Below are 22,621 nucleotides of genomic sequence, written 5' to 3'. Positions count from 1 at the left end.
AGGAGACCGTGCACCGTGAGTGTTGAAGTGGCCCTGGCCGTACGGGCGCACTTTGCCGAATGCCCGGCCTGGGACGCCGCCGACGGCACCCTGCTGTGGGTCGACATGAACGAGGGCGGGGTGCACCGCTACCGCCCCTCCGACGGCGGCGACACGGTCACCGTCGTCGACCAGCCGGTGGCGGCGGCGCTGCCCCGGGCGGGCGGCGGCCTGGTGCTGAGCCTGCGCGACGGCGTCGCGGTGACCGGACCGGACGGGGCCCGCCGGTGGCTCACCGGATGGGCGGAGGAGGGCGTGCGCGGCAACGACGCGGGCATCGACGGCCGGGGCCGCCTGTGGGTGGGCACCATCGCCGGCGAGACCTCCCCGGGCTGGCTGGCGCGCATCGACGCCGACGGCACCGCGCACACCGCGGCGACCGGCATACAGCTGAGCAACGGCATCACCTGGAGCCCCGACGCGACCCGGATGTACTACGTGGACACCCGCACCCGCCGGATCGACGTCTTCGACTACGACCTCGACACCGGCAAGGCGGCCAACCGCCGCCCGCTCACCGCCGTCACGGACACCGACGGCCTCCCGGACGGCATGTGCACCGACACCGCGGGCGGCATCTGGGTGGCCCTCTTCCGCGGCGGCGCGATCCGCCGCTACACCCCGGACGGGCGGCTGGACCGCGAGATCACCCTGCCCGCCTCGCTGACCACCTCGTGCGGCTTCGGCGGCCCGGACCTGACCGACCTCTACGTCACCTCGGCCCGCCGCGACCTCGGGGACGTGGAGCCGGAGGCCGGGAACCTCTTCGTCGTACCCGGCGTGGCCCAGGGGCTGGAAAGTGTGCCGTTCGCCGGGTGACCCGGCCGGTCCGTACGGGGTTACTGTCCGGTTCGCGCCGTCGCGGGCCGGAGGCGGGCGAACGCCCGGGACACCTTGACCAGCCACGCCACGTCGGCGGAGAAGTCCGGCCCGCCGACCGCCACGGACGCGGGCGCCCCGCCCGTACCCGCGGGGTCCTGCGTGGCGTCACCGGGACCGTCCATCATCAGGCCGCCCGTCGTCGCACCGTCCACCGCCAGACCGTCCGCCGCCGGGCCGCCCGTCGTCAGGCTGTCCGCCGCGTCCCCGTCCGGCACCGTCGCCGGCACCTGCCCTTGCCCCGGCGCCCGGGGCCCGGCCGCGAGCGCCGCCGCGATGTGCGCCGCCTCCGCCTCGGCGTGCCGCTGCTCGGCGGCTCCCTGCCCCGGCGCGAGCCCCGCGCCCGGAACGCCGTGGTGCCCGCGCAGCGCCAGACAGCCGTCCCGGATCTCGATCACCCGGCGGTGCAGATGGAACCGCAGGTCGTACAGGGCCGACAGGTCGCTGCCGGTGCTGGAGGGCAGCGAAATCTCCGGATGGGCCTGGTGCAGGGCCAGCCACAGCGGGCGCAGCAGCCGGTAACTGCGGTAGTCCGCCAGCCAGCCGCGGGCGGCGGAGACCCGCGGCCCCCACAGGGGCGCGGTCCAGCCGACGATGTTGAGGACCATGCCGATCGTCAGCGTCGTACGGGACACGTCGGACCATTGCAGCGGATTCCAGCCGTACTGCGTCAGGAAGACATCGGCGTACCGACCGGCCGGATAGACCAGCTCGACGGCCGCGCCGGCCGCCGCGATACGCAGCCCGCGGCGCACCCACGCATGGTCGGTGAGCTTGGCGAAGTGCCAGCACGCGCGGGCCACCAGGACCTTGCCGACCACGAACGCGGTCAGGTAAGCGGCCTGGTAGGCGACGAAGAACGGCTGGTCGCCCAGGTGTGTGAAGACGTTGCGCGGCGGGCCCTGGAGGGTCGCCAGGAAGAACAGCACCGCCATCGTCACCGGCACCACCGCGAGCAGCGACAGCCGCCGCCTGGCGCGCACCCGGGCCTCGTCCTGCGGGTACATCCAGTGGATCAGCAGGATCTGCTGGCTGGCGAGCACCGCGATGATCCACAGCTGGACCGAGACGTTGTACCAGGTGATGGTGCCGAACAGGGTGCCCGTCCAGCGGGCGGGGGTGGACATCGCCAGGTACATGCCCTGGCACCCGAAGGAGACGCACAGCGCCGTCAGCCCCGCGTTGCGGCGGTGCCCGCGCAGCAGCGGTACGAGGGTGTAGGCGAACGCGATCCAGCAGGCGAGCGCGGCGATCGGATAACGGATGTGGGTGATGCCGGTCATGAACCGTCCTCACGGCGCCAGTTCAGCGAACCGTGCACCCGGCCCAGCGCGCTGTCCGGGTCCGGCGCCGACGCGCCACCGCGTGGAGCCGCGCGCAGCGCCTCCCCGAGGAGAAAAGCCATGACCTCCGCTTCCTGTTCCTGGGCGTCCGAGTAGTTCTCGCGGTACAGCAGATCCTGTACGAGGGAGGGATCGAGGTCGGGGAAGAGCAGACTGCCGGGATCGGTCCCGGGGACGCCGACTCCGTGGTGACCGCAGATCATGTGGGCCAGTTCGTGGGCGATGATGTGTTCCTGGTGGTGGCGGCTGGTGTGCGCCTCGTAGACGACGTAGTCCGTACCGGGGAAGGACAGCCACAGGCCGCACGGTCCCGAGGTCTCCATCGGCATGGCCACCAGTTCGAGTTCCCGGCCCCGTACCCGGACCAGGTGGTCGCACAGTTGCGGGAGGTCGTAGCAGGCCGGAAGTCCGAACGACGCCAGTTTGTCCCGGCATCGCCGGCGCATGGCCTTCATTCCGGAAGGCCCGTTGCCGCGGCGGCCACGCCAGGGGAAGGGCATCCGGAGCACTACTCCTCGCCGTCGGCCGAACGGCTCGGCTGCCGGCCACGCGCCGCGCCGTTGGTGGCGTGCAGCAGGCTGACCTCGCGGATGATGCGGGCCAGCGACTTGCGGCCGGAGTCGTCCATGCTCATGGCGCGCAGCGCGATGTCGCGGACCTCCGCGTTGCCCATCGCCGAGGCGAGGGCGAGCTGGGAGTCGACGCGGTCGGCGGTGTCGTCGTCGAAGAAGTAGGCCACCGGTACCCGGAAGAACGCGGCGAGCGCCTCCAGATGGCGCTTGGTGGGGTTGGTGCGCTGGCCGGTGCGCAGCTGCCAGACGTAGGTCTTGGAGAACGTGCCGCCACTCAGTTCGCTGCACCCGCGTGCGACTTCCTCGTAGGTGTACTCACGGCCGTTCGCGCGGATCGTGGTGAACAGCTTGTCGACCTTCCCGGCCAGTGACGACATCAGGTCTCCTTCGTGAACGCGCCGGGGTGAGCTGCCTGGAGTGCCAACTCATCCTAGTTGACAGGACTCTTGCGTGCACTTACCGTCGGAGCGCGTTAGCGGAGATGAACAGAGCAGTTCCGATGTCCACTCACGCGGACGACGGGGGTGTCCGCCTGAGGGAGAGCTCGTCGCGACGGCGGCCGGTTGCCACGGTCGCGCGGCGCCGGCGCGATGAGCCGCTGCCACCCGGCGGCGCGGACTGCCGTTCAGCCGCCCCCCACCCACGCCGGCCCGTGACCACCGACGCGCCACGGGCCCTTCGGCCCCCGCGTCACCCCTCGGTCAGCCTGCCGCGCCACTGCTCCACCGTCGCTTCGAGCTGACGGTGAAGAGGCGTCGCCTCGGCGGCGGACGCGGCACGGAACGCATCGGCGCATCGGAGTCCGTCACGAACGGCCGGTCGAACTGGTACTGGACCTCCCGAAGTTCCCGCACCATGGGCGAGACGACCGACGCGGCACGCAGCACCGCGGACGGCAGCCGCGCGGTGGCCGGGCCGTGACCTGTGACGAGGTGAACACTCGTGCGCGCAGGGTAGTGAGTGGAGATCGGTCGGACGCCGTCGGTCCCGGTCGCATTCCGTCGACGGGTGATCGGTGGGGCCCATGCCACCGAACGCGAAAGAACCCCAGCTGAGCTGGGGTTCCTGCTGGTGTCCGAGGGGGACTTGAACCCCCACGCCCGATAAAGGGCACTAGCACCTCAAGCTAGCGCGTCTGCCATTCCGCCACCCGGACCAGGTGTTTGCCGGTGTGGGCCGCTGGGCCGTTCCGACATGGAAAACAATAGCAAACGTTCAGGGGTGGTCGATCACGGCCGTCCGGCGCCAGGGGTACGCCTGTGACCAGCGCATGTCGGGAGTATTGCGGCCTTGGGCGCAGGGCCGCCGAGAGAGAGGATGGCGGTGGACCCCCGCCGCGGTCCGGGCCCCTTCGGGAGGACGGCGCGGCCGTGAACCATGAGGAGGCAGTGTGAGCGAGTCGCAGCCGGCCCGTACGGTCACCGGCGAGGACGAGGTCGTCGACCTGTGCCGGGACCTGATCAGGATCGACACGAGCAACTACGGCGACCATTCCGGCCCCGGTGAGCGCGCCGCCGCCGAGTACGTGGCGGAGAAACTCGCCGAGGTCGGCCTGGAGCCGCAGATCATCGAGTCGCACAAGGGTCGCGCCTCGACGGTGGCCCGCATCGAGGGCACGGACCCGACGCGGCCCGCGCTGCTGATCCACGGGCACACCGACGTGGTGCCGGCGAACGCGGAGGACTGGACCCACCACCCGTTCTCCGGGGAGATCGCGGACGGGTGTGTGTGGGGCCGCGGCGCGGTCGACATGAAGGACATGGACGCGATGACGCTCGCGGTCGTCCGCGACCGGCTGCGTTCCGGGCGCAAGCCGCCGCGCGACATCGTGCTCGCCTTCCTCGCCGACGAGGAGGCCGGCGGCGTGTACGGCGCCCGGCACCTCGTCGACAAGCACCCCGGGGTCTTCGAGGGGGTGACGGAGGCCATCGGCGAGGTCGGCGGCTTCTCCTTCACCGTCAACGAGAACCTGCGGCTGTACCTGATCGAGACGGCCCAGAAGGGCATGCACTGGATGCGGCTGACCGTGGACGGCACGGCCGGTCACGGGTCGATGACCAACAGCGACAACGCGATCACCGAGCTGTGCGAGGCGGTCGGACGGCTGGGGCGGCACAAGTTCCCGGTGCGGGTGACCAAGACCGTACGGTCCTTCCTCGACGAGCTGTCGGACGCCCTGGGCACCGAGCTCGACCCGGAGGACATGGAGGAGACCCTCGCGAAGTTGGGCGGCATCGCGAAGATCATCGGTGCCACGCTGCAGAACACCGCGGCACCGACCCAACTGGGCGCCGGCTACAAGGTCAACGTCATCCCGGGCCAGGCGACCGCGGCCGTCGACGGCCGGTTCCTGCCCGGCCACGAGGAGGAATTCCTCGCCGACCTGGACCGGATTCTCGGCCCCCGGGTCAAGCGCGAGGACATTCATGCCGACAAGGCACTGGAGACCGGTTTCGACGGCCCGCTGGTGGCGGCCATGCAGTCCGCCCTGAAGGCCGAGGACCCGATCGCGCGGGCCGTTCCGTACATGCTCTCCGGCGGTACGGACGCGAAGTCCTTCGACGACCTCGGTATCCGGTGCTTCGGATTCGCGCCGCTGAAGCTGCCGCCGGAGCTGGACTTCGCCGGGATGTTCCACGGCGTGGACGAGCGGGTGCCGGTCGACGGACTGAAGTTCGGTACGCGTGTACTCGACCGGTTCATCGAGCAGAGCTGACCGGCGAACTGCCGCGGCGCGGCGCCGAAAACCGGGCTCTGACGTGGTAAGCCACCCGGACTGTCGGCCAGGTGTGCGTATGTAGCCGGAACGGGTGAATGGCGTCATAGGCTCGTAGCTTCATCACCTTCTCCTCGTTGCAGAGGGTGCGGTCCGCGGCTGGGACCGCATTGCCAACAAGGAGGAATAATGATCAAGAAGGTCGTCGCTGCCGCGGCTGCCACCGGCGGTCTGGTGCTCGCCGGCGCGGGCCTGGCCGTTGCCGACTCGGGGACGCAGGGCGCCGCCCTGAACTCCCCGGGTGTCATTTCGGGCAACGCCGTCCAGGTCCCGATCCACGTGCCGATCAACCTGTGCGGCAACACGATTGACATCATCGGGCTGCTGAACCCCGCCTTTGGCAACACCTGCGTCAACGACTGACGCGGTGCCTGAATCCGTAAGGCTGTAACCCCGGTCGGCTCCGGAGTGCGCGCCATGCACTCCGGAGCCGACGGTTGTTCCGGCCCGCGGCCGTGCGACGCGCCGCGGGTCATTCGGAAGTCAGAGGCAGGGGAGAGCGAACCTATGCGACAGGTCGCGAAAAAGGGCCTGATCACGATGGCGGCAGCGAGCGGTGTCCTGACCGTCGCGGGCAGCTACGCGCACGCGGATTCCGGTGCGCAGGGGAATGCGGCGCATTCCCCGGGGGTGTTGGCCGGCAATGCCGCCCAAATCCCCGTGGACATCCCGGTGCAGGCCTGCGGGAATTCCGCGAACGTCGTCGGACTGCTGAATCCCGCCATGGGAAACCGCTGCGAAAGCGGCGGCGGCGCGTCCGGCGGACGGAGCCACGGAGCCAACGGGCGCGGCGGCGGTGGCGCCGGCGCCCAGGGCTCGGCGCAGGGCTCGCCCGGCGTCGGATCGGGCAACCAGGTGCAGGCGCCGATCCACGCGCCCGTCAACGCCTGCGGCAACTCCGTGTCGGTCGTCGGACTCGGCAACCCCGTCAACGCCAACGGCTGCGCGGAAGAGGGCGGCAGCACCGGCGACGGCACCGGTACGGGCACCGACCACGGTTCGACGCCGGACGCCCCGGCCGGGCAGGACCCGCGGCCGTCCGACGGCCGGCCGGACCCACGGGCTCCGGGCGGTTCCGCATCCCCGGCCGAGGACCGAGCGGGCGAACCGGCCGGCCCGGCCGCCCCGGGGCACCGGCCGCACACGACGGACACGGCGGGCGCCGTACAGGAACGGGCACCGCAGCTCCGCGAAGAGGAGTCGACGCCGCGTACACGGATCGACACCCCGCCCGGGGACGGGGAGCACTTCCTCGCCCAGACCGGTGCGGGAGCGCTCGGCATCGCGCTGCCGGCGAGCGCGGGCCTGCTGATCGGCGGTGCGGTGCTGTACCGCCGCGCGCGTTCCGCACGGGCCTGACCGTCCGCGGGCGCTCCGCCCGGGACCGGCCCGGCCGCCGGGCGTACCGGACGGGCGGCGGGCGAACGGCCGGCGGCAGTGGCGGCGGTGGCGGTGTCGGCCGGTTGTTCACCGGCCCGGCCGCGCCGTCAGGCCGGCACGGCAGAGCGGGCCCCGCGCCGGCGGGGCCCGCTCTGCCGTATGCGGAGAGGCCGGGGAGGGGGCTGACGGTCGACGGCCCGGCGTTCCGGAGCCTGCCGTTCCGTAATTCGCCGTTCCGGAGCCTGTCGTTCCGGATCCTGCCGTGCGCGGGGCTGTCCGGCACCGGCGCGTGCGGATCGTGCGGAACCAGGGATTCCGGGGATGGTCATACGATCCGGACCGTGCCGCGGCGGTGGTGACCGGTCACCAGGTCGCCCGGAGCTGGCGGATGATACGGCGGCGCAGCCGCACGCGGCGGCTGCCGTCAGGGTTGAGGCGCAGGCGGTCCAACTCCCAGTGTCCGTACTCGGCATGGTCGGTCAGCAGGCGTGTGGCGGCCTTGCGGGAGACCCCTCGCGGCACATACACATCGCAGAATTCGTATTCCGGCATCGCATCTATTGTGCGGGAACGGCCCCGGTACGGATAGCGTCTGCACTATGTCTGATGCTGCGCAGCCTTCCGCTGCCGAGGTACGTGCCGCCGCCGAGGCGGTCAAAGCCGCGCTGGACCGTCACCTCGACGCGGTCGAACACCGCTCGGGCCAGGACGACCCCGCCGTCTACACCGCGTTCGACGAACTCGCCGCGGCGGCTGAGGCGTACGACGAGCTGCTGTACGACACCTATGACGAGGTCACTCCCTTCGAGATCCCCGGCAACGACACCCTGCCCGCCTACGCGGGGCCGGAGGAACCCAGCGCGCTCAGCGTGCTGATCCGGCGCGACTACGCGGTGGCCGAACCACAGCGGCTGCTGTCGCAGGCCCAGCGGATCGCCGATCTGGACCCCGAGTCGGCCGCCGACGCCGCGGCGCAGGCCAGGGCGGTCAACGGCGGCACGGGATCGGTGGCCGGCGTGGTCGGCAGCAGCGTGCACGCGGCGCTGGGGGTGCTCTTCGGGGAGTTCGAACCGGACGAGATCGCCACCCGGCACAAGGAGTTCGGTCTGGAGGAGGGCGACTCCACCCTGTGGGTCGTCGCCGCCGACGAGACGCCCGAACCAGGGGAGTGGCTGTCCGCGCCGTTCGACCAGGCCGATCCGCAGCGGGTGGTGTGCCGCTTCGACGTCAGCTCCGTCTTCGACGAGGAACTGGGCGCCGATGATGACGACGTACTGGAGACGCTCGACGGGGAGCGCTGACGGCGTACGGGCATCCGCCGGGAGGCCGTACGACGGTGCCGGGGCGGCGCGTCGCCCCGGCACCGGGCGTCCTGGGTCAGCCGGCCGACGCGTCCGCCGTGGCCTGGGCCGTGTGCAGCTGGAGCAGCGTCCGCAGGCGGGTGGTGCGCTCCTTCGCCGGAATCTCGGCGACCGCGCGCGGCAGCGCCTGGTCCACGCCCTGCACGACGGACAGATGGCGCTCGGCGCGGCTGAAGGCGGTGTACACCCAGGAGCGGGTGAGCCCTTTCGCGGCGTCGCCCGGCAGCACGGCCACCACGGCGGGCCAGCGCGCCCCGGCCGCCTGGTGGGCGGTGACGGCCCAGCCGTGCCGCACGGTCTCCGGGCTCACCCGCTCACGCGGTACGACCACGGGGGAGCCGGCGCAGTCCAGGTGCAGTCCGGCCGCGTCGGCGCCGGTGACCTGGCCGGTGACCGTACGGCCGGGGGCGGGCGAGTAGGCGACGCGGTCCCCCGGGTCGAAGCCGCCGAACCGGCCGGGCCCCGGGTTGAGCCGTTCCTTGAGGGCCGCGTTGAGCGCGCGGGTGCCCGCGGCGCCGCCGTGGCCGACGGTGACGACCTGTGTTTGCTCGGCGGGCACACCGATCGCCCGGGGCACCGAGTCGGCGACGAGCTGGACGGTACGGTGCACCGCCTCGCCGGGATCGCGCGCCGGAATGATCACCACTTCCTTGCCGGGGGCCTCGACCTGGTTCAGCTCGCCGATGCCGATGCCCGAGACCAGCTCGCCGACCGGCCCGAAGTCCGGGGTGCGGGAGGCGACCTGGGGGCAGCAGCGGGCGGCCAGCACGTCCGCGAAGAGCCGGCCGGGGCCGGCCGACCACAGCAGGGCGGGGTCACCGCTGAGCACCAGCCGGGCGCCGTCGGCCAGCGACTCCACCAGCATCGCGGCGGTCTCCAGGTCCAGTTGCGGCGCGTCCAGGACGACGAGCAGGTCCAGGGCGAGCGCGCCGTCCGCGTCCCGGCCGGGGCCTTCGCGGCCGGCCAGCAGCCCGGAGAGCGTGACGGCGGCCTCGGAGGCGTCACCGGGCGCCGGGGCCGCGGCGAGGCCGGTGTACGCGTCGGCGGCCGCGGCGAGGTGCCGGGCCAGGCGGGCACGGCCGTCCGGGGCGTGGGTGGCGCCGCACGCCCGCAGCCCGAGCGCACGGGCCGCGGCGATCAGCGCGGCGGGCTCGGCACGGGCGGCCTCGGCGCCGGTGTGCGCGATCAGGCCGCTGCGGGCGGCCGCACGGATCAGCTCCGCTGCGGAGGGCGAGGGGGCGGCCGTGGCGGCCGCTTCCCACGCGGTGGCGGAGGGCTGCCGGACGGCCTGTACGGGGAGGTCTTCCTCCTCCTGCGGGCTGTCGGACGGGGCGGAGGGGCCGGATGGGTCCGAGAGGTCGGACGGGGCCGGCGCGGCCTCCGGGGGCGACGCGTCGTCCGGGGCCGGCGTGCCGTCCGGGGCCGGTGCGTCGCCCGTGGCCTGCTGGGCGTGCGTGGAGGCGGCGGCGTCGTCCGAGGGCCGGCCGTGGTCCGTCTCGGTGGCGGCGTCCGAGGCCTGCTCCCCGTCCGTTTCGGTGGGCTCCTCGAAGGTGTTGAGCAGCCGCGCCAAGCCGTCCGCGACGCTCTCCTCGGCCATGGCGAACCGGTCGAGCCCGAGCAGGATCCGGACCGGCTGCTCCTCGTCCTCGTCGCCGGCCGGCGGCCGGGCTCCGCCGGGCGTCTCGACGGCGTCCTGGAAGACCAGCACGGCGCCCTCGGCGATGGCCGTCTGAAGGGCTTCGTCCGGGTCCGGTACGGACCGCTGGGCGAGCGCGGCGCGCAGCGCGGGCGCCTCCAGCGCGGAGTGCCCCGCCAGGGCGGCCTGCTCCAGCAGCCAGCCGACCAGGGCCTGAGCGCGCCGGTCGTCGCCCGGCCCGCAGCCCGGGCCGAGCAGCGCCCGCGCGAAGCCGTCGGCCTGCTCGGGGCGGACGCCCGGCACGGCGAGCAGTTGCCACGGGTCCTCGCGCAGCGCCTCCGCCGCGCGCTCACCCAGCGTCTCGGCGGTCTTCTCGGCCAGCGCCTCCGGGGCGCCACCCGCCGCCAGAACCTGCCGTACGCCGTCGAGGCCGGGGGCAAGATCCGCGGTCGTGGCCGGATGGGGTGTCGTGTGCGCGGCGAGGGCGGGGCGGCCGCCGCCGTCACCACCCGGGGCCGTACGGGTGTGGCCGGCGGCGCTGTCCTGGTGCGGCCCGGCGGCGGCCTGCGGCGGGGCGGCCGCCGGACCGCCGTGCTCCGGGGCACCCACCGGGCCGCCGGGCTGCGGGGTGCCCGTCGCGGGGGCCGGTACGCCCCCTTGGGGCTTCCGGGCGCCCGCCGCACCGGCACCGCCCGACCGGGGCGACCGCTCGGTGAAGAACGAGTCCGCCGACCGCTCCCCGCTCTCCACGGCCCGCACGGCCGCCGCCAGCGCGGCGGCGCTGAGCGCCCCGCCCCGCCCGGCGGCCCGGCCACCGTCCGCCGCCGCCGACTCGTGCGCACCCGCCTCCGGACCGCCCGCAGCCACGGCCGCCGTCACGTCCCCGGCCGTCGGCGCGCTCTCGGCCGCCACCGTGCCCTCGGCGCCCGCAGCGTCCCCGGACACTCCGTCCGCGTCACCGTCCGTCTCAACGTCCGGGTCACCGTCCGGGGCGCCGCTCGCGTCACCGTCCGTGCCACCGCCCGAGGCGCCCTCCCTCCCGGCTGCCTCCGGGGCAGCCGTCGTGGCGGCCTCCTCGGGGGCGGTCTCCGGGCCGGGCGCGGTGGGCTCGGGCGCGTCCTCGTCGGAGAGGCGGTCGGTACTCACAGCGTGCTCCAGTCGTGGTCGGGGTAGTGGTGCACCGGGGCCGAGACGTCGTCCAGGGCCCGGCAGATCTCGTCTGGAAGACTAAGGGTCTCCACTGACAACGCGGCTCTGAGCTGCTGTGCCGTGCGGGCGCCGACAACCGGGGCGGTGACGCCCGGCCGGTCGCGCACCCAGGCGAGCGCCACCTGCAGCGCGGTGACGGCGAGCCCGTCGGCGGCCGTGGTGACGGCCTCGACGATCCGGCCCGCCGTGTCGTCCAGGTACGGGGCGACGAACGGCGCGAGCCGCTCCGAGGCGCCGCGCGAGTCGGCCGGGGTGGCGTGCCGGTACTTGCCGGTGAGCACCCCGCGGCCCAGCGGCGACGAGGGCAGCAGGCCGACGCCCAGGTCGCGCGCCGCGGGCAGCAGCTCCCGTTCGATGCCGCGCTGGAGGAGGGAGTACTCCATCTGGGTGCCGGCCAGCCGCGTGCGCAGGGTCGGGGCGGAGAGCTGCCAGGTCGCCGCCTTGGCCAGCTGCCAGCCGGAGAAGTTCGAGACGCCGACATAGCGCGCGCGGCCGGTGGCGACGGCGATGTCGAGCGCCTGGAGGGTCTCTTCGAGCGGGGTGTGCGGGTCGAAGGCGTGCAGCTGCCAGAGGTCCACGTAGTCCGTGCCGAGACGTTCCAGCGAGGCGTCCAGCGCGTCCAGCAGATGGCGGCGGGAGCCGTCGACGCGGCGGTCCGCGTCCAGGACGCTGCCCGCCTTCGTCGCGACGACCAGGTCCCGGCGCGGCACCAGGCCCTCGCAGAGCCGGCCGAGCAGATACTCCGCGCCGCCGTCGGCATACACGTCCGCGGTGTCCACGAGGGTGCCGCCGGCCTCCCAGAACGCCTTGAGCTGCTCGGCGGCGTCGTGCTCGTCGGTGTCCCTGGCCCAGGTCAGGGTGCCGAGACCGAGACGGGACACGCGCAGACCCGTACGGCCGAGGTGCCTTTGCTCCATGGGCCCTGAGGTTACTGGCCCGTCGCCCGGCGCACGGGACCCTGTGGACAACCGGCCGCACGATGCGGCGCCGGCCTGTGGACAACCCCGCGGCCCGCCGCGCGGGCGGCCCGTGACCGGCCGGCCGGTGACGGCCGGCGCCACCCCGCGCTAGAGTCCCCGGAACACCGACGTTACTGATCAGTAAGGGGAGCGGTATGAAGCTCGGGATCAACCTCGGCTACTGGGGCGCCGGGATGGACGCGGACAATCTGGCCGTCGCGCAGGAGGCCGACCGGCTCGGCTACGCGGTGTGCTGGGCGGCCGAGGCGTACGGCTCCGACGCCCCCACCGTGCTCTCCTGGGTCGCCTCGCGGACCGAGCGCATCGACGTCGGCTCGGCGATCTTCCAGATCCCGGCCCGTACGCCCGCGATGACCGCGATGACGGCCGCCACCCTCGACTCGCTGTCCGGCGGCCGCTTCCGTCTGGGCCTCGGCGTCTCGGGGCCGCAGGTCTCCGAGGGCTGGTACGGCGTGAAGTTCGACAAGCCGCTGGCCCGCACCCGCGAGTACGTGGAGATCGTCCGCAAGGCGATGACCCGCGAACGGCTGTCCTACGAGGGCCGGCACTGGACGCTGCCGCTGCCCGGCGGCCCGGGCAAGCCGCTGAAGCTGACGGTGCACCCGCAGCGCGAGCACATTCCGCTCTACATCGCCGCGATCGGCCCCAAGAACCTCACCCAGACCGGTGAGATCGCCGACGGCGCGCTGTTGATCTTCCCGTCCGCCGACCACCTGGAGGAGACGGCGATCACCCACATCCGGGCCGGCCGGGAGAAGGCGGGCAGGACCCTGGAGGGTTTCGACGTCTGCCCGACGCTGCCGCTGGCCGTCGGCGCCGACCAGGACGTCAGCGCGCTCGCCGACACCTTCCGCCCGTACACGGCGCTGTACGTGGGCGGCATGGGCAGCCGCAAGCAGAACTTCTACAACCAGCTCGCGCAGCGGATGGGCTACGAGAAGGAGGCCGCCGAGATCCAGGACAAGTACCTCTCCGGCGACAAGCAGGGCGCGGCGGCCGCGATCCCGCAGAAGCTGATCGACCAGACCACGCTGCTGGGCTCCGTCGAGCGCATCGCGGACCGGATGCAGGCGTACGCGGCGGCCGGCGTGACCACGCTGACCCTCGCGCCCGCCGGTTTCACGCTGGAGGAGCGCATCGCCTCGCTGCGGGCGGGCACCGAGGCCCTGGAGCGCGCGGGGCTGGCGTAAGGGGCGCGGGAGGCGCGGAACGGGCCCGGGCGGCGCGGGGGCGCCGGGCCGGGCACCGGCCCCGGGAAGCCTGCGGCCGTGGTGGGGGCTCGGGGGTCTTCCCCGCCACGGCCGTCACCCGGCACAACGCGGGGACGGCCCGCCTGGTTACGCCGCGGTGCTCCGTCCGGCCGCCGGACCGTCTCCGCGTCCACCTCCGGGACCGTCTCCCGACCGACCCCACACCTGTCTTCCGGACTACCCCCTGATCCGCCTACGGGCCCGCCCCCGGCCATCCGCCTTCTCACCTGTTCGGGGGACATGGCCGACGCCATGGTTGCCACCTTCGCCGTACCGCACTTCCCTTTTCTTCTGCGGATGCGGTGTATCGGAGGTGTCCCGGTGCTCTCGGCCAGAAGCCTGTTCCAGGAGATTCTCGACCACGACGAGTCCTACCGGCTCTTCTGCTCCATCGCGGCCGGCGGCGAGGCCCAGGGCGGCTGGGAGAACGGCCGGATCGCCGCGCTGATCCCCGGGTCGCTGCGCGAGCCGGCCCCCAAGGCCGCCCGGCACGGCGCCGACGAGGACAAGCACGGACGGCTGTTCCACGCCCTGCTCCGCAAGCGCGGCCTGGACCCGGTCCCCGTCCCCGGAGCCGCCGACTACACCGTCCTGCTGGAGCACCCCGACATCGGCCGGGCGGTCCTGATGATCGCCCACGACGAGGAGAACCACCTCGCCTACTGCCACGAGGAGCTGTTGCGGCTGGCGGAGCGGGGCCACGGCCCGGCGATCCGGCGCACGCTGCGCGACGCGGCGCGCGTCGAGACCGAGGTCTACCGCGACGTCAGCCTGGCCGTGCCGGACCGCATGGGACGCATCCTGGGCCGGCCGCGGCCGAAGTCCGCCCTCCTCGCCGCAGGCATCCGCGCGGTGTACGTCTACGAGCGGCTCGCCGGGTGGCGCCGGATGGTCTCGCTGCGCCTCCCGGAGCGGCGCGACGCGCTGGGCGGCCCGGCCGCCCCGGTGCCCGGGTCCGGCTGAGGCGGGTGGCCGCTCACAGCCAGTCGCGGCGCTTGAAGAGGCGGTACAGGGACAGCTCGATGATCACCATCAGCAGCAGGATGCCGTAGTAGCCCCAGGACCATGTCAACTCGGGCATGTGCTCGAAGTTCATGCCGTAGACGCCCGCGATCAGCGTCGGTACGGCCGCCAGGGCCGCCCAGGCGGAGATCTTGCGCATGTCGTCGTTCTGGCGCACGCCCATCTGTGCCAGGTGGGCGCTGAGGATGTCGGACAGCAGCCGGTCCAGGCCCTCGACGGACTCGTTGGCACGGGCGAGGTGGTCGCTGACGTCCCGGAAGAACGGACGGGCCGCGTCGTGGACGAAGGGCACGCCGGGGTTCTGGAGCCGCAGCATCGGCTCCACCAGCGGATTGGTGGCCCGCCGGAACTCCAGCACCTCACGCTTGAACGCGTAGATCGCGGCGGCGGTGTTGCCGCTGTCCGACCGGGACGGCGCGAACACCTCCGCCTCCAACTCCTCCAGGTCCACCTGGAGTTCCGTGGCCACCTCGATGTAGTGGTCGACCACCGCGTCACTGACCGCGTACAGCACCGCGGTGGGACCGTGCCGCAGGACGTCCGGCTCGTGCTCCAGGCGGCGGCGTACGGCGGCGAGCGGGCTGGCCGCGCCGTGCCGGACGACCACGACGAAGGAGTCCCCGAGGAAGATCATCAGCTCGCTGGCGGAGACGGAGCCCGCCGCGTCGTCGTAGGTGATCGGTTTGAGCACCACGAACAGGGAGTCGTCGTACACCTCCAGCTTCGGCCGCTGATGGGCCTTGAGCGCGTCCTCCACGGCGAGCGGGTGCAACCCGAACTCCCTGCTGACATGGTCGAACTCCTCCCTGGTGGGCTCGTGCAGCCCGAGCCACAGGAAGGAGTGCCCCTCGGCGCGCGCCGCTTCGAGGGCGTCGGAGAAGTCCTCCGGCCCCTCGGTGCGGCGGCCGTCCTGGTAGATGGCGCAGTCGACGATCACACAGGGAATTGTCACTCGCCGTGCCGCGTCGTGCCAGGAGCCCGCTGCCCGCGCTCCCGGGGCGGTGGTCCCGTGTCCGGCGCCGCCGCCCTGGAACGTAGGCTGGCTGCCATGCCCACGCTGATCCTGGTGCGGCACGGCCGCTCCACCGCCAACACGTCCGGCCTGCTCGCCGGGCGAACCCCCGGGGTGACCCTCGACGAGCGGGGTGCCGCCCAGGCCGCCGCGCTCCCCGGCCGTCTCGCGGACCTGCCGCTCGTCGCCGCCGTGAGCAGCCCCCTGGAACGCTGCCTGGAGACCCTGCGACCCCTCCTGGACGCCCGGCCCGGCCTGCCGCTGCACGTCGAGAACCGCGTCAACGAGTGCGACTACGGTGACTGGTCGGGCCGCAAACTGGCCGAACTCAACGACGAGCCGCTGATGGAGGTCGTGCAGCAGCACCCGTCCGCCGCCGCCTTCCCGGGCGGCGAGTCCATGCGTGCCATGCAGGCCCGTGCCGTGGACGCGGTGCGCGACTGGAACGCCCGGATCGAGGCGGAGCACGGCCCCGAGGCGGTCTACGCGATGTGCTCGCACGGCGACATCATCAAGTCCCTCGTCGCCGAGGCCCTCGGTCTGCACTTCGACCTCTTCCAGCGGATCTCGGTCGAGCCCTGTTCGCTGACGGCGATCCGCTGGACCCGGCTGCGGCCCTACCTCGTACGCCTCGGCGACACCGGCCACTTCGGCGGGCTGGCGCCGCGGGCGGACGGCGGCACGGCGGCGGACGACCGGGACGCGGCCGTCGGCGGTGGCGCGGGCGGAGCGTGATCAGCGGGCGCAGTAGGGTGGTGCGACGGCGCTGCCTGCCACACCTCCTGCGTTCCGGACCCGGAAGCCACACCCACAGGAACCGCAGCGACCGCAAAGACCCCGCAGTCGAGAAAACGGAGCAGGACGTTGTCCCGTCAGGTGTTCTTCTACGACGCGCCGGACCGCTTCGTGGCCGGTACGGTCGGGCTGCCTGGCCGCCGTAGCTTCTTCCTCCAGGCGACGGCTTCCGGCCGTACCACCAGTGTCGCCCTGGAGAAGACCCAGGTCGCCGCGCTCGCCGAGCGCGTCGACGAGTTGCTGGACGAGGTGGTGCGCCGCAGCGGCGGCAACGCGCCCGTCCCCGCGGTGGCCCCCGCCGAACTGTCCGACACCGCTCCGCTGGAATCGCCGGTCGAGGAGGAGTTCCGGGTCGGCACGATGGCGCTCGCCTGGGACGGCGACGAACAGCGCATGATCATCGAAGCCCAGGCGCTGGTCGAGCTGGAGGCCGGCACCGACGAGGACCTCGCCGAGGCCGAGGAGCGGCTGCTCCAGGACGACGAGAACGGGCCGCCGATGCTGCGCGTGCGCCTCACCGGCACGATGGCCCGCTCCTTCGCGAAGCGGGCCCTGGAAGTCGTCAACGCGGGGCGCCCGCCCTGCCCCCTGTGCAGCCTGCCGCTCGACCCGGAGGGACACGTATGCCCGCGTCAGAACGGATACCGGCGGGACGCGTGATGCCGGGGGAGGAGACGGTGACGGCGGGCGGCGGACCGGCCGGCCGGGCGGCGGGCCAGGTGGCGGGCGGCCGTACGGGTGACGGCCGGGACGACGGCCCGGGAGGCGGCCCGGACGAGCAGGCGAACGGAGGCGGGGCACCGGACGGGACGAACGGCAGCGGGAACGGCAGTGCGGACGGCGGTATATCCGCCCGCGCCGCGAGCCGCCCGGGGCAGCTGACCGCCGACGCCCTCACCCACGGCGAGCTGACCGTACGCGGACAGGTCCGCGAGGCCTCCAACGCCGTCCTGTACTGCACGATCACCCACGAGGACGTCAGCGGCACCTGCGTCTACAAGCCCGTCGCCGGTGAGCGCCCCCTCTGGGACTTCCCCGACGGCACCCTCGCCCAGCGCGAGGTCGCCGCGTACGAGCTGTCCCGGGCCACCGGCTGGGACCTGGTCCCCACCACCGTGCTGCGCGACGGCCCGTACGGGCAGGGCATGGTCCAGGAGTGGATCGAGGCGGCGCCCGAGGGCGCGGAGCTGCTGGCGCTGGTCGAGGGCGAGGAGCCGGGGCCCGGCTGGAAACCGGTGGGTTTCGCCGAGGTCGGCGAAGGACGTACGGCACTTCTGGTACACGCCGACGACGAGCGGCTGCGGCGCCTGGCGGTCCTGGACGCCGTGATCAACAACGGCGACCGCAAGGGCGGCCATCTGCTGCCCGCCGACGGCGGCCGGCTCTACGCCATCGACCACGGTGTGACCTTCAACGCCGAGGACAAGCTGCGTACGCTCCTGTGGGGCTGGGCGGGGGAGCCGCTGACCGAGGAGGCCCGCGAGGTGCTGGGGCGGCTCGCCACGGCGCTGGAGGAGGGCGCTCCGCTCGCCGCCCGGCTCGCCGGGCTGATCACCGCCGCCGAGCTGGCGGCGCTGCGCGCCCGGGTGGCGGACCTGCTGCGCACCGGTGTGCACCCGCACCCCGGAGGGGACTGGCCGCCGATCCCTTGGCCACCGGTCTGAGACGCGGTGGCGGCGGCCCGCGGCGTCCGCCGGATGGCCGCTGCAAGCCGTCCGGGAGCCCGCTGTAGCGCGTCGTAGCAGGCCCGGGGCCTTACCCGGGCCCTGGCAGCGGCTCCGTATGCACAGATCACCCCTCGGCACAAGAGTGCCTTCTCGGCCAAGATCCGAGGTCCGGTTCGTATGCGGAACATGCATCCGGTTACGCTCAAGACATGCATGCATGGCCCGCTTCTGAGGTCCCCGCCCTGCCCGGTCAGGGCCGCGACCTGGAGATCCACGACACCGCGACCGGCGGACGGGTGACCCTCGCCCCCGGTCCCGTCGCCCGCATCTACGTCTGCGGCATCACGCCGTACGACGCCACCCACATGGGGCACGCGGCGACCTACAACGCGTTCGACCTGGTTCAGCGCGTGTGGCTCGACACGAAGCGCCAGGTGCACTACGTGCAGAACGTCACCGACGTCGACGACCCCCTCCTGGAGCGGGCGCTGGCCACCGGCGACGACTGGACCGCCCTCGCCGAGCGCGAGACCGCCCTGTTCCGCGAGGACATGACGGCCCTGCGGATGCTCCCGCCGCGCGAGTACGTCGGCGCCGTCGAGGCCATACCGTGGATCGTCCCGATGGTCGAGCGGCTGCGCGACAGCGGCGCCGCCTACGAGCTCGAAGGCGACATCTACTTCTCCGTCGAGGCCGACCGGCACTTCGGCGAGGTCTCCCGGCTCGACGCCGAGGCGATGCGGGTGCTGTCCGCCGAGCGCGGCGGCGACCCGGAGCGCCCCGGCAAGAAGAACCCGCTCGACCCGATGCTGTGGATGGCCGCCCGCGAGGGCGACCCCAGCTGGGACGGCGCCTCGCTCGGGCGCGGCCGTCCTGGCTGGCACATCGAGTGCGTCGCCATCGCCCTGCGGCACCTCGGCATGGGCTTCGACGTGCAGGGCGGCGGCTCCGACCTCGCCTTCCCGCACCACGAGATGGGCGCCTCGCACGCCCAGGCCCTGACCGGCGAGCACCCTTTCGCCCAGGCGTACGTGCACGCCGGCATGGTCGCCCTGAACGGCGAGAAGATGTCCAAGTCCAAGGGCAACCTGGTCTTCGTCTCCAAGGTGCGGCGCGACGGCACGGACCCGGCGGCGATCCGCCTGGCCCTGCTCGCGCACCACTACCGGGCCGACTGGGAGTGGACGGACGCGGTCCTGGACGAGGCCGTGGAGCGGCTGGCGCGCTGGCGCGCCGCGGTCTCCCGTCCGGACGGCCCGTCGGCCGACGCGCTGCTGGCGGAGATCCGTACGGCGCTGGCGGACGACCTGGACTCGCCGGCCGCGCTCGCCGCGGTCGACCGCTGGGCCGCCGCGCAGGCCGCGGACGGCGGCAGCGACGAGGGCGCGCCCGGCCTCGTCTCGCGGGCCGTGGACGCGCTGCTCGGCGTCGCCCTGTGACGCGCTGACGGACCGCGGCGAAACGGTTCGTCGCTCCTTTCTCCCGGGGCGTTCCCTCTCACGAGGGAGCGCCCCGGTTCGCTTGTGCGGACAGGGGTTGAGGGACACCCGTGTCAGATCGAGCGCTGAGCCTTCGTCTGCCGTGCGCTCGCACCGTCGGCGGTGCCCCGGTCGCCGCCCGCGCTCGCCAGGACGGCGCTTGCGACGATGTCGAAGAGGTGGTCGGCGCGCGATGCGAGGGCGGGCTGGTCGCCGGCCCAGGCGAGCATGGCGATCAGCGCGAACAGGTCGTCGCCGTCGATGTCGTCCCGGGCCGCACCTGCGGCCTGGGCCCGGCCGAGGAGGCGGGCACCGGCTGCGCGCAGCGTGACGCACGAGGAGTGCAGCGCGGAGTCGGGATCCTCGATGGCGGCTGCCATCAGCACCGTCACCCCGCGGTACTCGGTCGTCCAGGCAACGCAGTCGCGCACCCATGAGACGAGAGCGTCTCCGGCCGCCCGCGCTTTCTCCAGCTCGTCCGCTTTGGCCGTCAGGTCGCCGAAGCTCGTGTGCAGCAGGGCTTCCAGCAGTGCCTCGCGCGTCGGGAAGTGCCGCAGCAGCGTCGCGAGCCCGACGTCGGCCGTGCGCGCGATGTCGCGCATCGACACATCGACGCCCTGCTCGGCGACGGCGGTGCCCGCCACGGCGAGCAGATGGTCACGGTTTCTCTTGGCGTCGGCCCGCATCGGATCCCTCGGTTGACGAAACGGTTCACTGATCCATATATTCGGATCAGTGAACCGCTTATATGGTTCGCTGATCCAGATTAGCGTGTTCCGCGCTGTGGCAGGAGGAAGGCCGTGCCGATCCACACGATGAAGGCGATCCGGCTGCACGAGTTCGGCGGCCCCGAGGTGCTGCGCCACGAGGAGGTGCCGGTCCCCGCACCGGCGCCGGGCGAGGTGCTCGTCCGGGTCCGCGCGGTCGGTCTCAACCCGCCCGACTGGTACGTACGCGAGGGCATGCCCGGCATCCCTCCCGCATTCCGGCCCCCGTTCGACCTGCCCCTCGTCCCGGGAACCGACATCTCGGGCGTCGTGGAAGCCGTCGCCGCCGATGTCCAGGACTTCGCGGCCGGGGACGAGGTGATGGGCCTGCTGCGCTTCCCCGACCTGTTGCAGAGTGGCGCGTACGCCGAGTACGTCACCGCACCGGCCGCCGACCTCGCCCGTAAACCGGCCGGCGTCGACCACACGCACGCCGCCGGGCTGCCCATGTCGGGGCTGACGGCATGGCAGTACCTCATCGAGGTCGGGCACGACCACCCCTCCCCGTTCCAGGAGGCCAGGCACCGCCCCAGGGCGCTGGGCAGCGACACCACCGTGCTCGTCAACGGCGCCGGCGGCGGAGTGGGCCACCTCGCCCTGCAACTGGCCAAGTGGCGAGGGGCCCACGTCATCGCCGTGGCCTCCGGCGCCCACGAGACGCTCCTGCGCGACCTCGGCGCCGACGAGTACATCGACTACACCCGGCAGCGTCCCGAGGACATCGTCCGGGACATCGATCTCGTCCTGGACACCGTCGGAGGGCCCGCCAGCCGACGTTTCCTGCCCACCCTCAAGCGCGGCGGCGCGCTGTACCCGGTGTACTTCGGGGAGTTCGACGACCAGGAGAACGCGGAACTGGGCATCACCGTCACCGGCACCCAGGTTCGCGCCGACGGCGCCCAACTCGCCGAACTGGGGCGCCTGCTCGACACGGGCGCGATCCGCGTCACGATCGACAGCACGTTCCCGCTCGCGGACGCCCGAGCAGCGCACGAGCGCGCCGCCCGGGGGCACATCCAAGGCAAGATCGTACTCACGGTTCCTTAGGGCGCCCCGCGTCTCAGCGTCTTCCCGGCGCGAAGACCGCCTGTGCGGCTTCTCCGGCATCGGTTCACCCATGGTCACCGATGAGGAGGAGCCCGCCCCGGCCGCGCCCCGGGGACGGCCCGGAGGCCGCCCCCGGCGTCGTCAGTCCTTGGAGACGTCAGCCCTTGGAGTCACCCGTCCCCGGAGTCGTCCGCCCCCCCCGAATCGTCAGTCCTCGGAATCGTCCGCCCGGCCGTCCACCCGGTCGTCCGCCCTGTCGTCCCCTCGGCCGTCTTCCGGCCCGGAGGCGTCCGGCTTTCTGGACTCCGGCCTTCTGGACTCCGACTTGCTGGTCTCCGGCTCCGCGGTGTCCGGCCCCCGGACTCCGGCCCCGTGGCCTCCGCCGGGCTGCCGGGCTCGCCGTGCGGACCCTTGGCCTCCCGGGGCTCCTTCGGCTCCTTGGGTGCCGGTTTCGGCGGGCGGGTGCGGCCGCTCGCCGTGTCGCGCAGGTACGAGCCGTCGCGGCCGTCGGCGACCCCGCCCTCGGTCGCCAGGCCGGGCCCGGCCTGCGGGTCCCGGCGTCGCAGGTAGCGCTCGAACTCCCGGGCGATGGCCTCGCCCGACGCCTCCGGGAGGTCGGCGGTGTCCCGCGCCTCCTCCAGCGACTGGACGTACTCGGCGACCTCGCTGTCCTCGGCCGCCAGCTGGTCGACGCCCAGCTGCCAGGCGCGCGCGTCCTCGCTCAGCTCGCCCAGCGGGATGCGCAGGTCCAGCAGGTCCTCCAGGCGGTTGAGCAGGGCCAGGGTCGCCTTCGGGTTGGGCGGCTGCGAGACGTAGTGCGGGACCGCCGCCCACAGGCTGACCGCCGGGACGCCCGCGTGGGTGCACGCCTCCTGGAGGATGCCGACGATGCCGGTGGGGCCCTCGTACCGGGTCTCCTCCAGGTCCATCGTGCGGGCCAGGTCCGGGTCGGAGGTGACACCGCTGACCGGCACCGGCCGGGTGTGCGGGGTGTCGCCGAGCAGCGCGCCCAGCACCACCAGCATCTCCACGCCCAACTCGTGGGCGAAGCCCAGGATCTCGTTGCAGAACGAGCGCCAGCGCATGCTGGGTTCGATGCCGCGCACCAGTACCAGGTCACGTGGCTTGCCCTTGCCGTTCGCGTCGGCGATCCGCACGACGGAGAGCCGCGTCGTGGGCCACGTGATCTTGCGGACGCCGCCGTCCAGCCAGACCGTCGGGCGGTTGACCTGGAAGTCGTAGTAGTCCTCCGCGTCCAGCGCGGCGAACACCTCCCCTTCCACTCCCGGTCCAGGTGCGCGACCGCGGCGGAGGCGGCATCGCCGGCGTCGTTCCAGCCCTCGAACGCGGCCACCATGACCGGGTCGATCAGCTCGGGAACTCCGTCGAGCTCGATCACCCAGCGCC

At 73.2% G+C, this 22,621-nt stretch carries 21 protein-coding genes, 1 tRNA gene and 1 pseudogene; 13 read left to right on the top strand and 10 right to left on the bottom strand.

Features of this window, described 5'->3' with window-relative positions:
* The first annotated feature begins 15 nt into the window (after positions 1–15).
* Positions 16–858, top strand: coding sequence for an SMP-30/gluconolactonase/LRE family protein (locus tag ACEXOX_RS11925; protein ID WP_406520427.1), 843 nt, complete (start codon positions 16–18; stop codon positions 856–858).
* A gap of 20 nt (positions 859–878) precedes the next feature.
* On the opposite strand, the gene ACEXOX_RS11920 is transcribed toward ACEXOX_RS11925, so the two are convergent.
* Genes ACEXOX_RS11920 through ACEXOX_RS11910 form a run of 3 tightly spaced genes read right to left on the bottom strand, consistent with a single transcriptional unit; the run spans position 879 to position 3,210 of the window.
* Positions 879–2,201 (bottom strand): MAB_1171c family putative transporter, encoded by a 1,323-nt coding sequence (locus tag ACEXOX_RS11920; protein WP_406520425.1) that lies wholly within the window; start codon positions 2,199–2,201, stop codon positions 879–881.
* On the bottom strand, positions 2,198–2,761 hold the full coding sequence (locus tag ACEXOX_RS11915; protein ID WP_406520423.1) for a toxin: 564 nt from the start codon (positions 2,759–2,761) through the stop codon (positions 2,198–2,200). Before ACEXOX_RS11915 ends, ACEXOX_RS11920 begins: the two co-directional genes overlap by 4 nt.
* Before the next feature lie 8 nt (positions 2,762–2,769).
* Positions 2,770–3,210 carry an XRE family transcriptional regulator gene (locus tag ACEXOX_RS11910; RefSeq protein WP_406520421.1) on the bottom strand — a complete coding sequence of 147 codons (441 nt, stop codon included), beginning with the start codon at positions 3,208–3,210 and terminating at the stop codon, positions 2,770–2,772.
* 367 nt (positions 3,211–3,577) lie between these two features.
* Here ACEXOX_RS11910 and ACEXOX_RS11905 point away from each other — a divergent pair, with 367 nt between their 5' ends.
* Positions 3,578–3,754 carry a hypothetical protein gene (locus ACEXOX_RS11905; RefSeq protein ID WP_406520420.1) on the top strand — a complete coding sequence of 59 codons (177 nt, stop codon included), beginning with the start codon at positions 3,578–3,580 and terminating at the stop codon, positions 3,752–3,754.
* 148 nt (positions 3,755–3,902) lie between these two features.
* Here the strand turns inward: ACEXOX_RS11905 and ACEXOX_RS11900 are convergent.
* A tRNA-Leu gene (locus ACEXOX_RS11900) sits at positions 3,903–3,989 on the bottom strand.
* A 234-nt stretch (positions 3,990–4,223) separates the two neighbouring features.
* Between ACEXOX_RS11900 and ACEXOX_RS11895 the strand changes: the two genes are divergently transcribed.
* From ACEXOX_RS11895 to ACEXOX_RS11885, 3 genes are all read left to right on the top strand, one after another.
* The gene (locus ACEXOX_RS11895) at positions 4,224–5,549 is read left to right on the top strand and encodes a M20/M25/M40 family metallo-hydrolase (protein WP_406520418.1); all 1,326 of its coding nucleotides are present in this window, start codon (positions 4,224–4,226) and stop codon (positions 5,547–5,549) included.
* 189 nt (positions 5,550–5,738) lie between these two features.
* The gene (locus tag ACEXOX_RS11890) at positions 5,739–5,972 is read left to right on the top strand and encodes a chaplin (protein WP_031010739.1); all 234 of its coding nucleotides are present in this window, start codon (positions 5,739–5,741) and stop codon (positions 5,970–5,972) included.
* Between the two features lie 144 nt (positions 5,973–6,116).
* Positions 6,117–6,968, top strand: coding sequence for a chaplin family protein (locus ACEXOX_RS11885; RefSeq protein WP_406520416.1), 852 nt, complete (start codon positions 6,117–6,119; stop codon positions 6,966–6,968).
* A gap of 384 nt (positions 6,969–7,352) precedes the next feature.
* Here the strand turns inward: ACEXOX_RS11885 and ACEXOX_RS11880 are convergent, their stop codons facing one another.
* Entirely contained in the window at positions 7,353–7,541 is a 189-nt protein-coding gene (locus ACEXOX_RS11880; protein WP_018537156.1) for a DUF5703 family protein, read from the bottom strand.
* A gap of 47 nt (positions 7,542–7,588) precedes the next feature.
* Here ACEXOX_RS11880 and ACEXOX_RS11875 point away from each other — a divergent pair, with 47 nt between their 5' ends.
* A complete protein-coding gene (locus ACEXOX_RS11875) occupies positions 7,589–8,290 on the top strand; it encodes a hypothetical protein (RefSeq protein ID WP_406520414.1) in 702 nt (233 codons plus the stop codon).
* Between the two features lie 76 nt (positions 8,291–8,366).
* Here the strand turns inward: ACEXOX_RS11875 and ACEXOX_RS11870 are convergent, their stop codons facing one another.
* Both ACEXOX_RS11870 and ACEXOX_RS11865 read right to left on the bottom strand, forming a co-directional pair.
* On the bottom strand, positions 8,367–11,132 hold the full coding sequence (locus ACEXOX_RS11870) for a helix-hairpin-helix domain-containing protein (protein WP_406520413.1): 2,766 nt from the start codon (positions 11,130–11,132) through the stop codon (positions 8,367–8,369).
* Entirely contained in the window at positions 11,129–12,112 is a 984-nt protein-coding gene (locus ACEXOX_RS11865) for an aldo/keto reductase (protein WP_406520411.1), read from the bottom strand. Before ACEXOX_RS11865 ends, ACEXOX_RS11870 begins: the two co-directional genes overlap by 4 nt.
* Positions 12,113–12,309: 197 nt before the next feature.
* Between ACEXOX_RS11865 and ACEXOX_RS11860 the strand changes: the two genes are divergently transcribed.
* On the top strand, positions 12,310–13,365 hold the full coding sequence (locus ACEXOX_RS11860) for an LLM class F420-dependent oxidoreductase (protein WP_406520410.1): 1,056 nt from the start codon (positions 12,310–12,312) through the stop codon (positions 13,363–13,365).
* A 381-nt stretch (positions 13,366–13,746) separates the two neighbouring features.
* Positions 13,747–14,388, top strand: a complete 642-nt coding sequence (locus ACEXOX_RS11855; RefSeq protein WP_406520408.1) for a ferritin-like domain-containing protein — start codon at positions 13,747–13,749, stop codon at positions 14,386–14,388.
* Between the two features lie 13 nt (positions 14,389–14,401).
* Here ACEXOX_RS11855 and corA read toward each other — a convergent pair whose 3' ends face one another.
* Positions 14,402–15,385: a magnesium/cobalt transporter CorA gene (gene corA, locus ACEXOX_RS11850; protein ID WP_406520407.1), complete on the bottom strand. Its 984-nt coding sequence runs from the start codon at positions 15,383–15,385 to the stop codon at positions 14,402–14,404.
* A gap of 111 nt (positions 15,386–15,496) precedes the next feature.
* Between corA and ACEXOX_RS11845 the strand changes: the two genes are divergently transcribed.
* From ACEXOX_RS11845 to mshC, 4 genes are all read left to right on the top strand, one after another.
* Positions 15,497–16,195 (top strand): histidine phosphatase family protein, encoded by a 699-nt coding sequence (locus ACEXOX_RS11845; protein ID WP_406520405.1) that lies wholly within the window; start codon positions 15,497–15,499, stop codon positions 16,193–16,195.
* Positions 16,196–16,324: 129 nt separating this feature from the next.
* The gene (locus tag ACEXOX_RS11840) at positions 16,325–16,915 is read left to right on the top strand and encodes a DUF3090 domain-containing protein (RefSeq protein ID WP_406520403.1); all 591 of its coding nucleotides are present in this window, start codon (positions 16,325–16,327) and stop codon (positions 16,913–16,915) included.
* Positions 16,916–17,100: 185 nt separating this feature from the next.
* Positions 17,101–17,919, top strand: coding sequence for an SCO1664 family protein (locus ACEXOX_RS11835; protein WP_406526305.1), 819 nt, complete (start codon positions 17,101–17,103; stop codon positions 17,917–17,919).
* 212 nt (positions 17,920–18,131) lie between these two features.
* Entirely contained in the window at positions 18,132–19,361 is a 1,230-nt protein-coding gene (gene mshC / locus ACEXOX_RS11830; RefSeq protein ID WP_406520402.1) for a cysteine--1-D-myo-inosityl 2-amino-2-deoxy-alpha-D-glucopyranoside ligase, read from the top strand.
* A gap of 113 nt (positions 19,362–19,474) precedes the next feature.
* On the opposite strand, the gene ACEXOX_RS11825 is transcribed toward mshC, so the two are convergent.
* On the bottom strand, positions 19,475–20,086 hold the full coding sequence (locus tag ACEXOX_RS11825) for a TetR/AcrR family transcriptional regulator (RefSeq protein ID WP_406520400.1): 612 nt from the start codon (positions 20,084–20,086) through the stop codon (positions 19,475–19,477).
* Positions 20,087–20,215: 129 nt separating this feature from the next.
* Here ACEXOX_RS11825 and ACEXOX_RS11820 point away from each other — a divergent pair, with 129 nt between their 5' ends.
* Complete coding sequence (locus ACEXOX_RS11820) at positions 20,216–21,214, top strand: NADP-dependent oxidoreductase (RefSeq protein WP_406526304.1); 999 nt, start codon at positions 20,216–20,218, stop codon at positions 21,212–21,214.
* 170 nt (positions 21,215–21,384) lie between these two features.
* Here the strand turns inward: ACEXOX_RS11820 and ACEXOX_RS11815 are convergent.
* Positions 21,385–22,613 (bottom strand): annotated as a pseudogene (locus ACEXOX_RS11815) (PAC2 family protein).
* Between the last annotated feature and the right edge of the window lie 8 nt (positions 22,614–22,621).

It is taken from the genome of Streptomyces sp. Ac-502 (genome assembly GCF_045222935.1).
GTDB classification, from domain to species: domain Bacteria; phylum Actinomycetota; class Actinomycetes; order Streptomycetales; family Streptomycetaceae; genus Streptomyces; species Streptomyces monomycini.
The sequence above is the reverse complement of the archived record's forward strand: the minus strand, read 5'-3'. Positions and strand labels throughout refer to the sequence as shown.

Bases quoted from the DNA above. Each gene is read 5' to 3' on its own strand.
- ACEXOX_RS11820 (WP_406526304.1), top strand. From the start codon at position 20,216: ATGAAGGCGATCCGGCTGCACGAGTTCGGCGGCCCCGAGGTGCTGCGC.
- ACEXOX_RS11860 (WP_406520410.1), top strand. From the start codon at position 12,310: ATGAAGCTCGGGATCAACCTCGGCTACTGGGGCGCCGGGATGGACGCG.
- ACEXOX_RS11825 (WP_406520400.1), bottom strand. From the start codon at position 20,086: ATGCGGGCCGACGCCAAGAGAAACCGTGACCATCTGCTCGCCGTGGCG.
- ACEXOX_RS11910 (WP_406520421.1), bottom strand. From the start codon at position 3,210: ATGTCGTCACTGGCCGGGAAGGTCGACAAGCTGTTCACCACGATCCGC.
- ACEXOX_RS11880 (WP_018537156.1), bottom strand. From the start codon at position 7,541: ATGCCGGAATACGAATTCTGCGATGTGTATGTGCCGCGAGGGGTCTCC.
- ACEXOX_RS11890 (WP_031010739.1), top strand. From the start codon at position 5,739: ATGATCAAGAAGGTCGTCGCTGCCGCGGCTGCCACCGGCGGTCTGGTG.
- ACEXOX_RS11885 (WP_406520416.1), top strand. From the start codon at position 6,117: ATGCGACAGGTCGCGAAAAAGGGCCTGATCACGATGGCGGCAGCGAGC.
- ACEXOX_RS11865 (WP_406520411.1), bottom strand. From the start codon at position 12,112: ATGGAGCAAAGGCACCTCGGCCGTACGGGTCTGCGCGTGTCCCGTCTC.
- ACEXOX_RS11845 (WP_406520405.1), top strand. From the start codon at position 15,497: ATGCCCACGCTGATCCTGGTGCGGCACGGCCGCTCCACCGCCAACACG.
- ACEXOX_RS11920 (WP_406520425.1), bottom strand. From the start codon at position 2,201: ATGACCGGCATCACCCACATCCGTTATCCGATCGCCGCGCTCGCCTGC.
- mshC (WP_406520402.1), top strand. From the start codon at position 18,132: ATGCATGCATGGCCCGCTTCTGAGGTCCCCGCCCTGCCCGGTCAGGGC.
- ACEXOX_RS11915 (WP_406520423.1), bottom strand. From the start codon at position 2,761: ATGCCCTTCCCCTGGCGTGGCCGCCGCGGCAACGGGCCTTCCGGAATG.
- ACEXOX_RS11875 (WP_406520414.1), top strand. From the start codon at position 7,589: ATGTCTGATGCTGCGCAGCCTTCCGCTGCCGAGGTACGTGCCGCCGCC.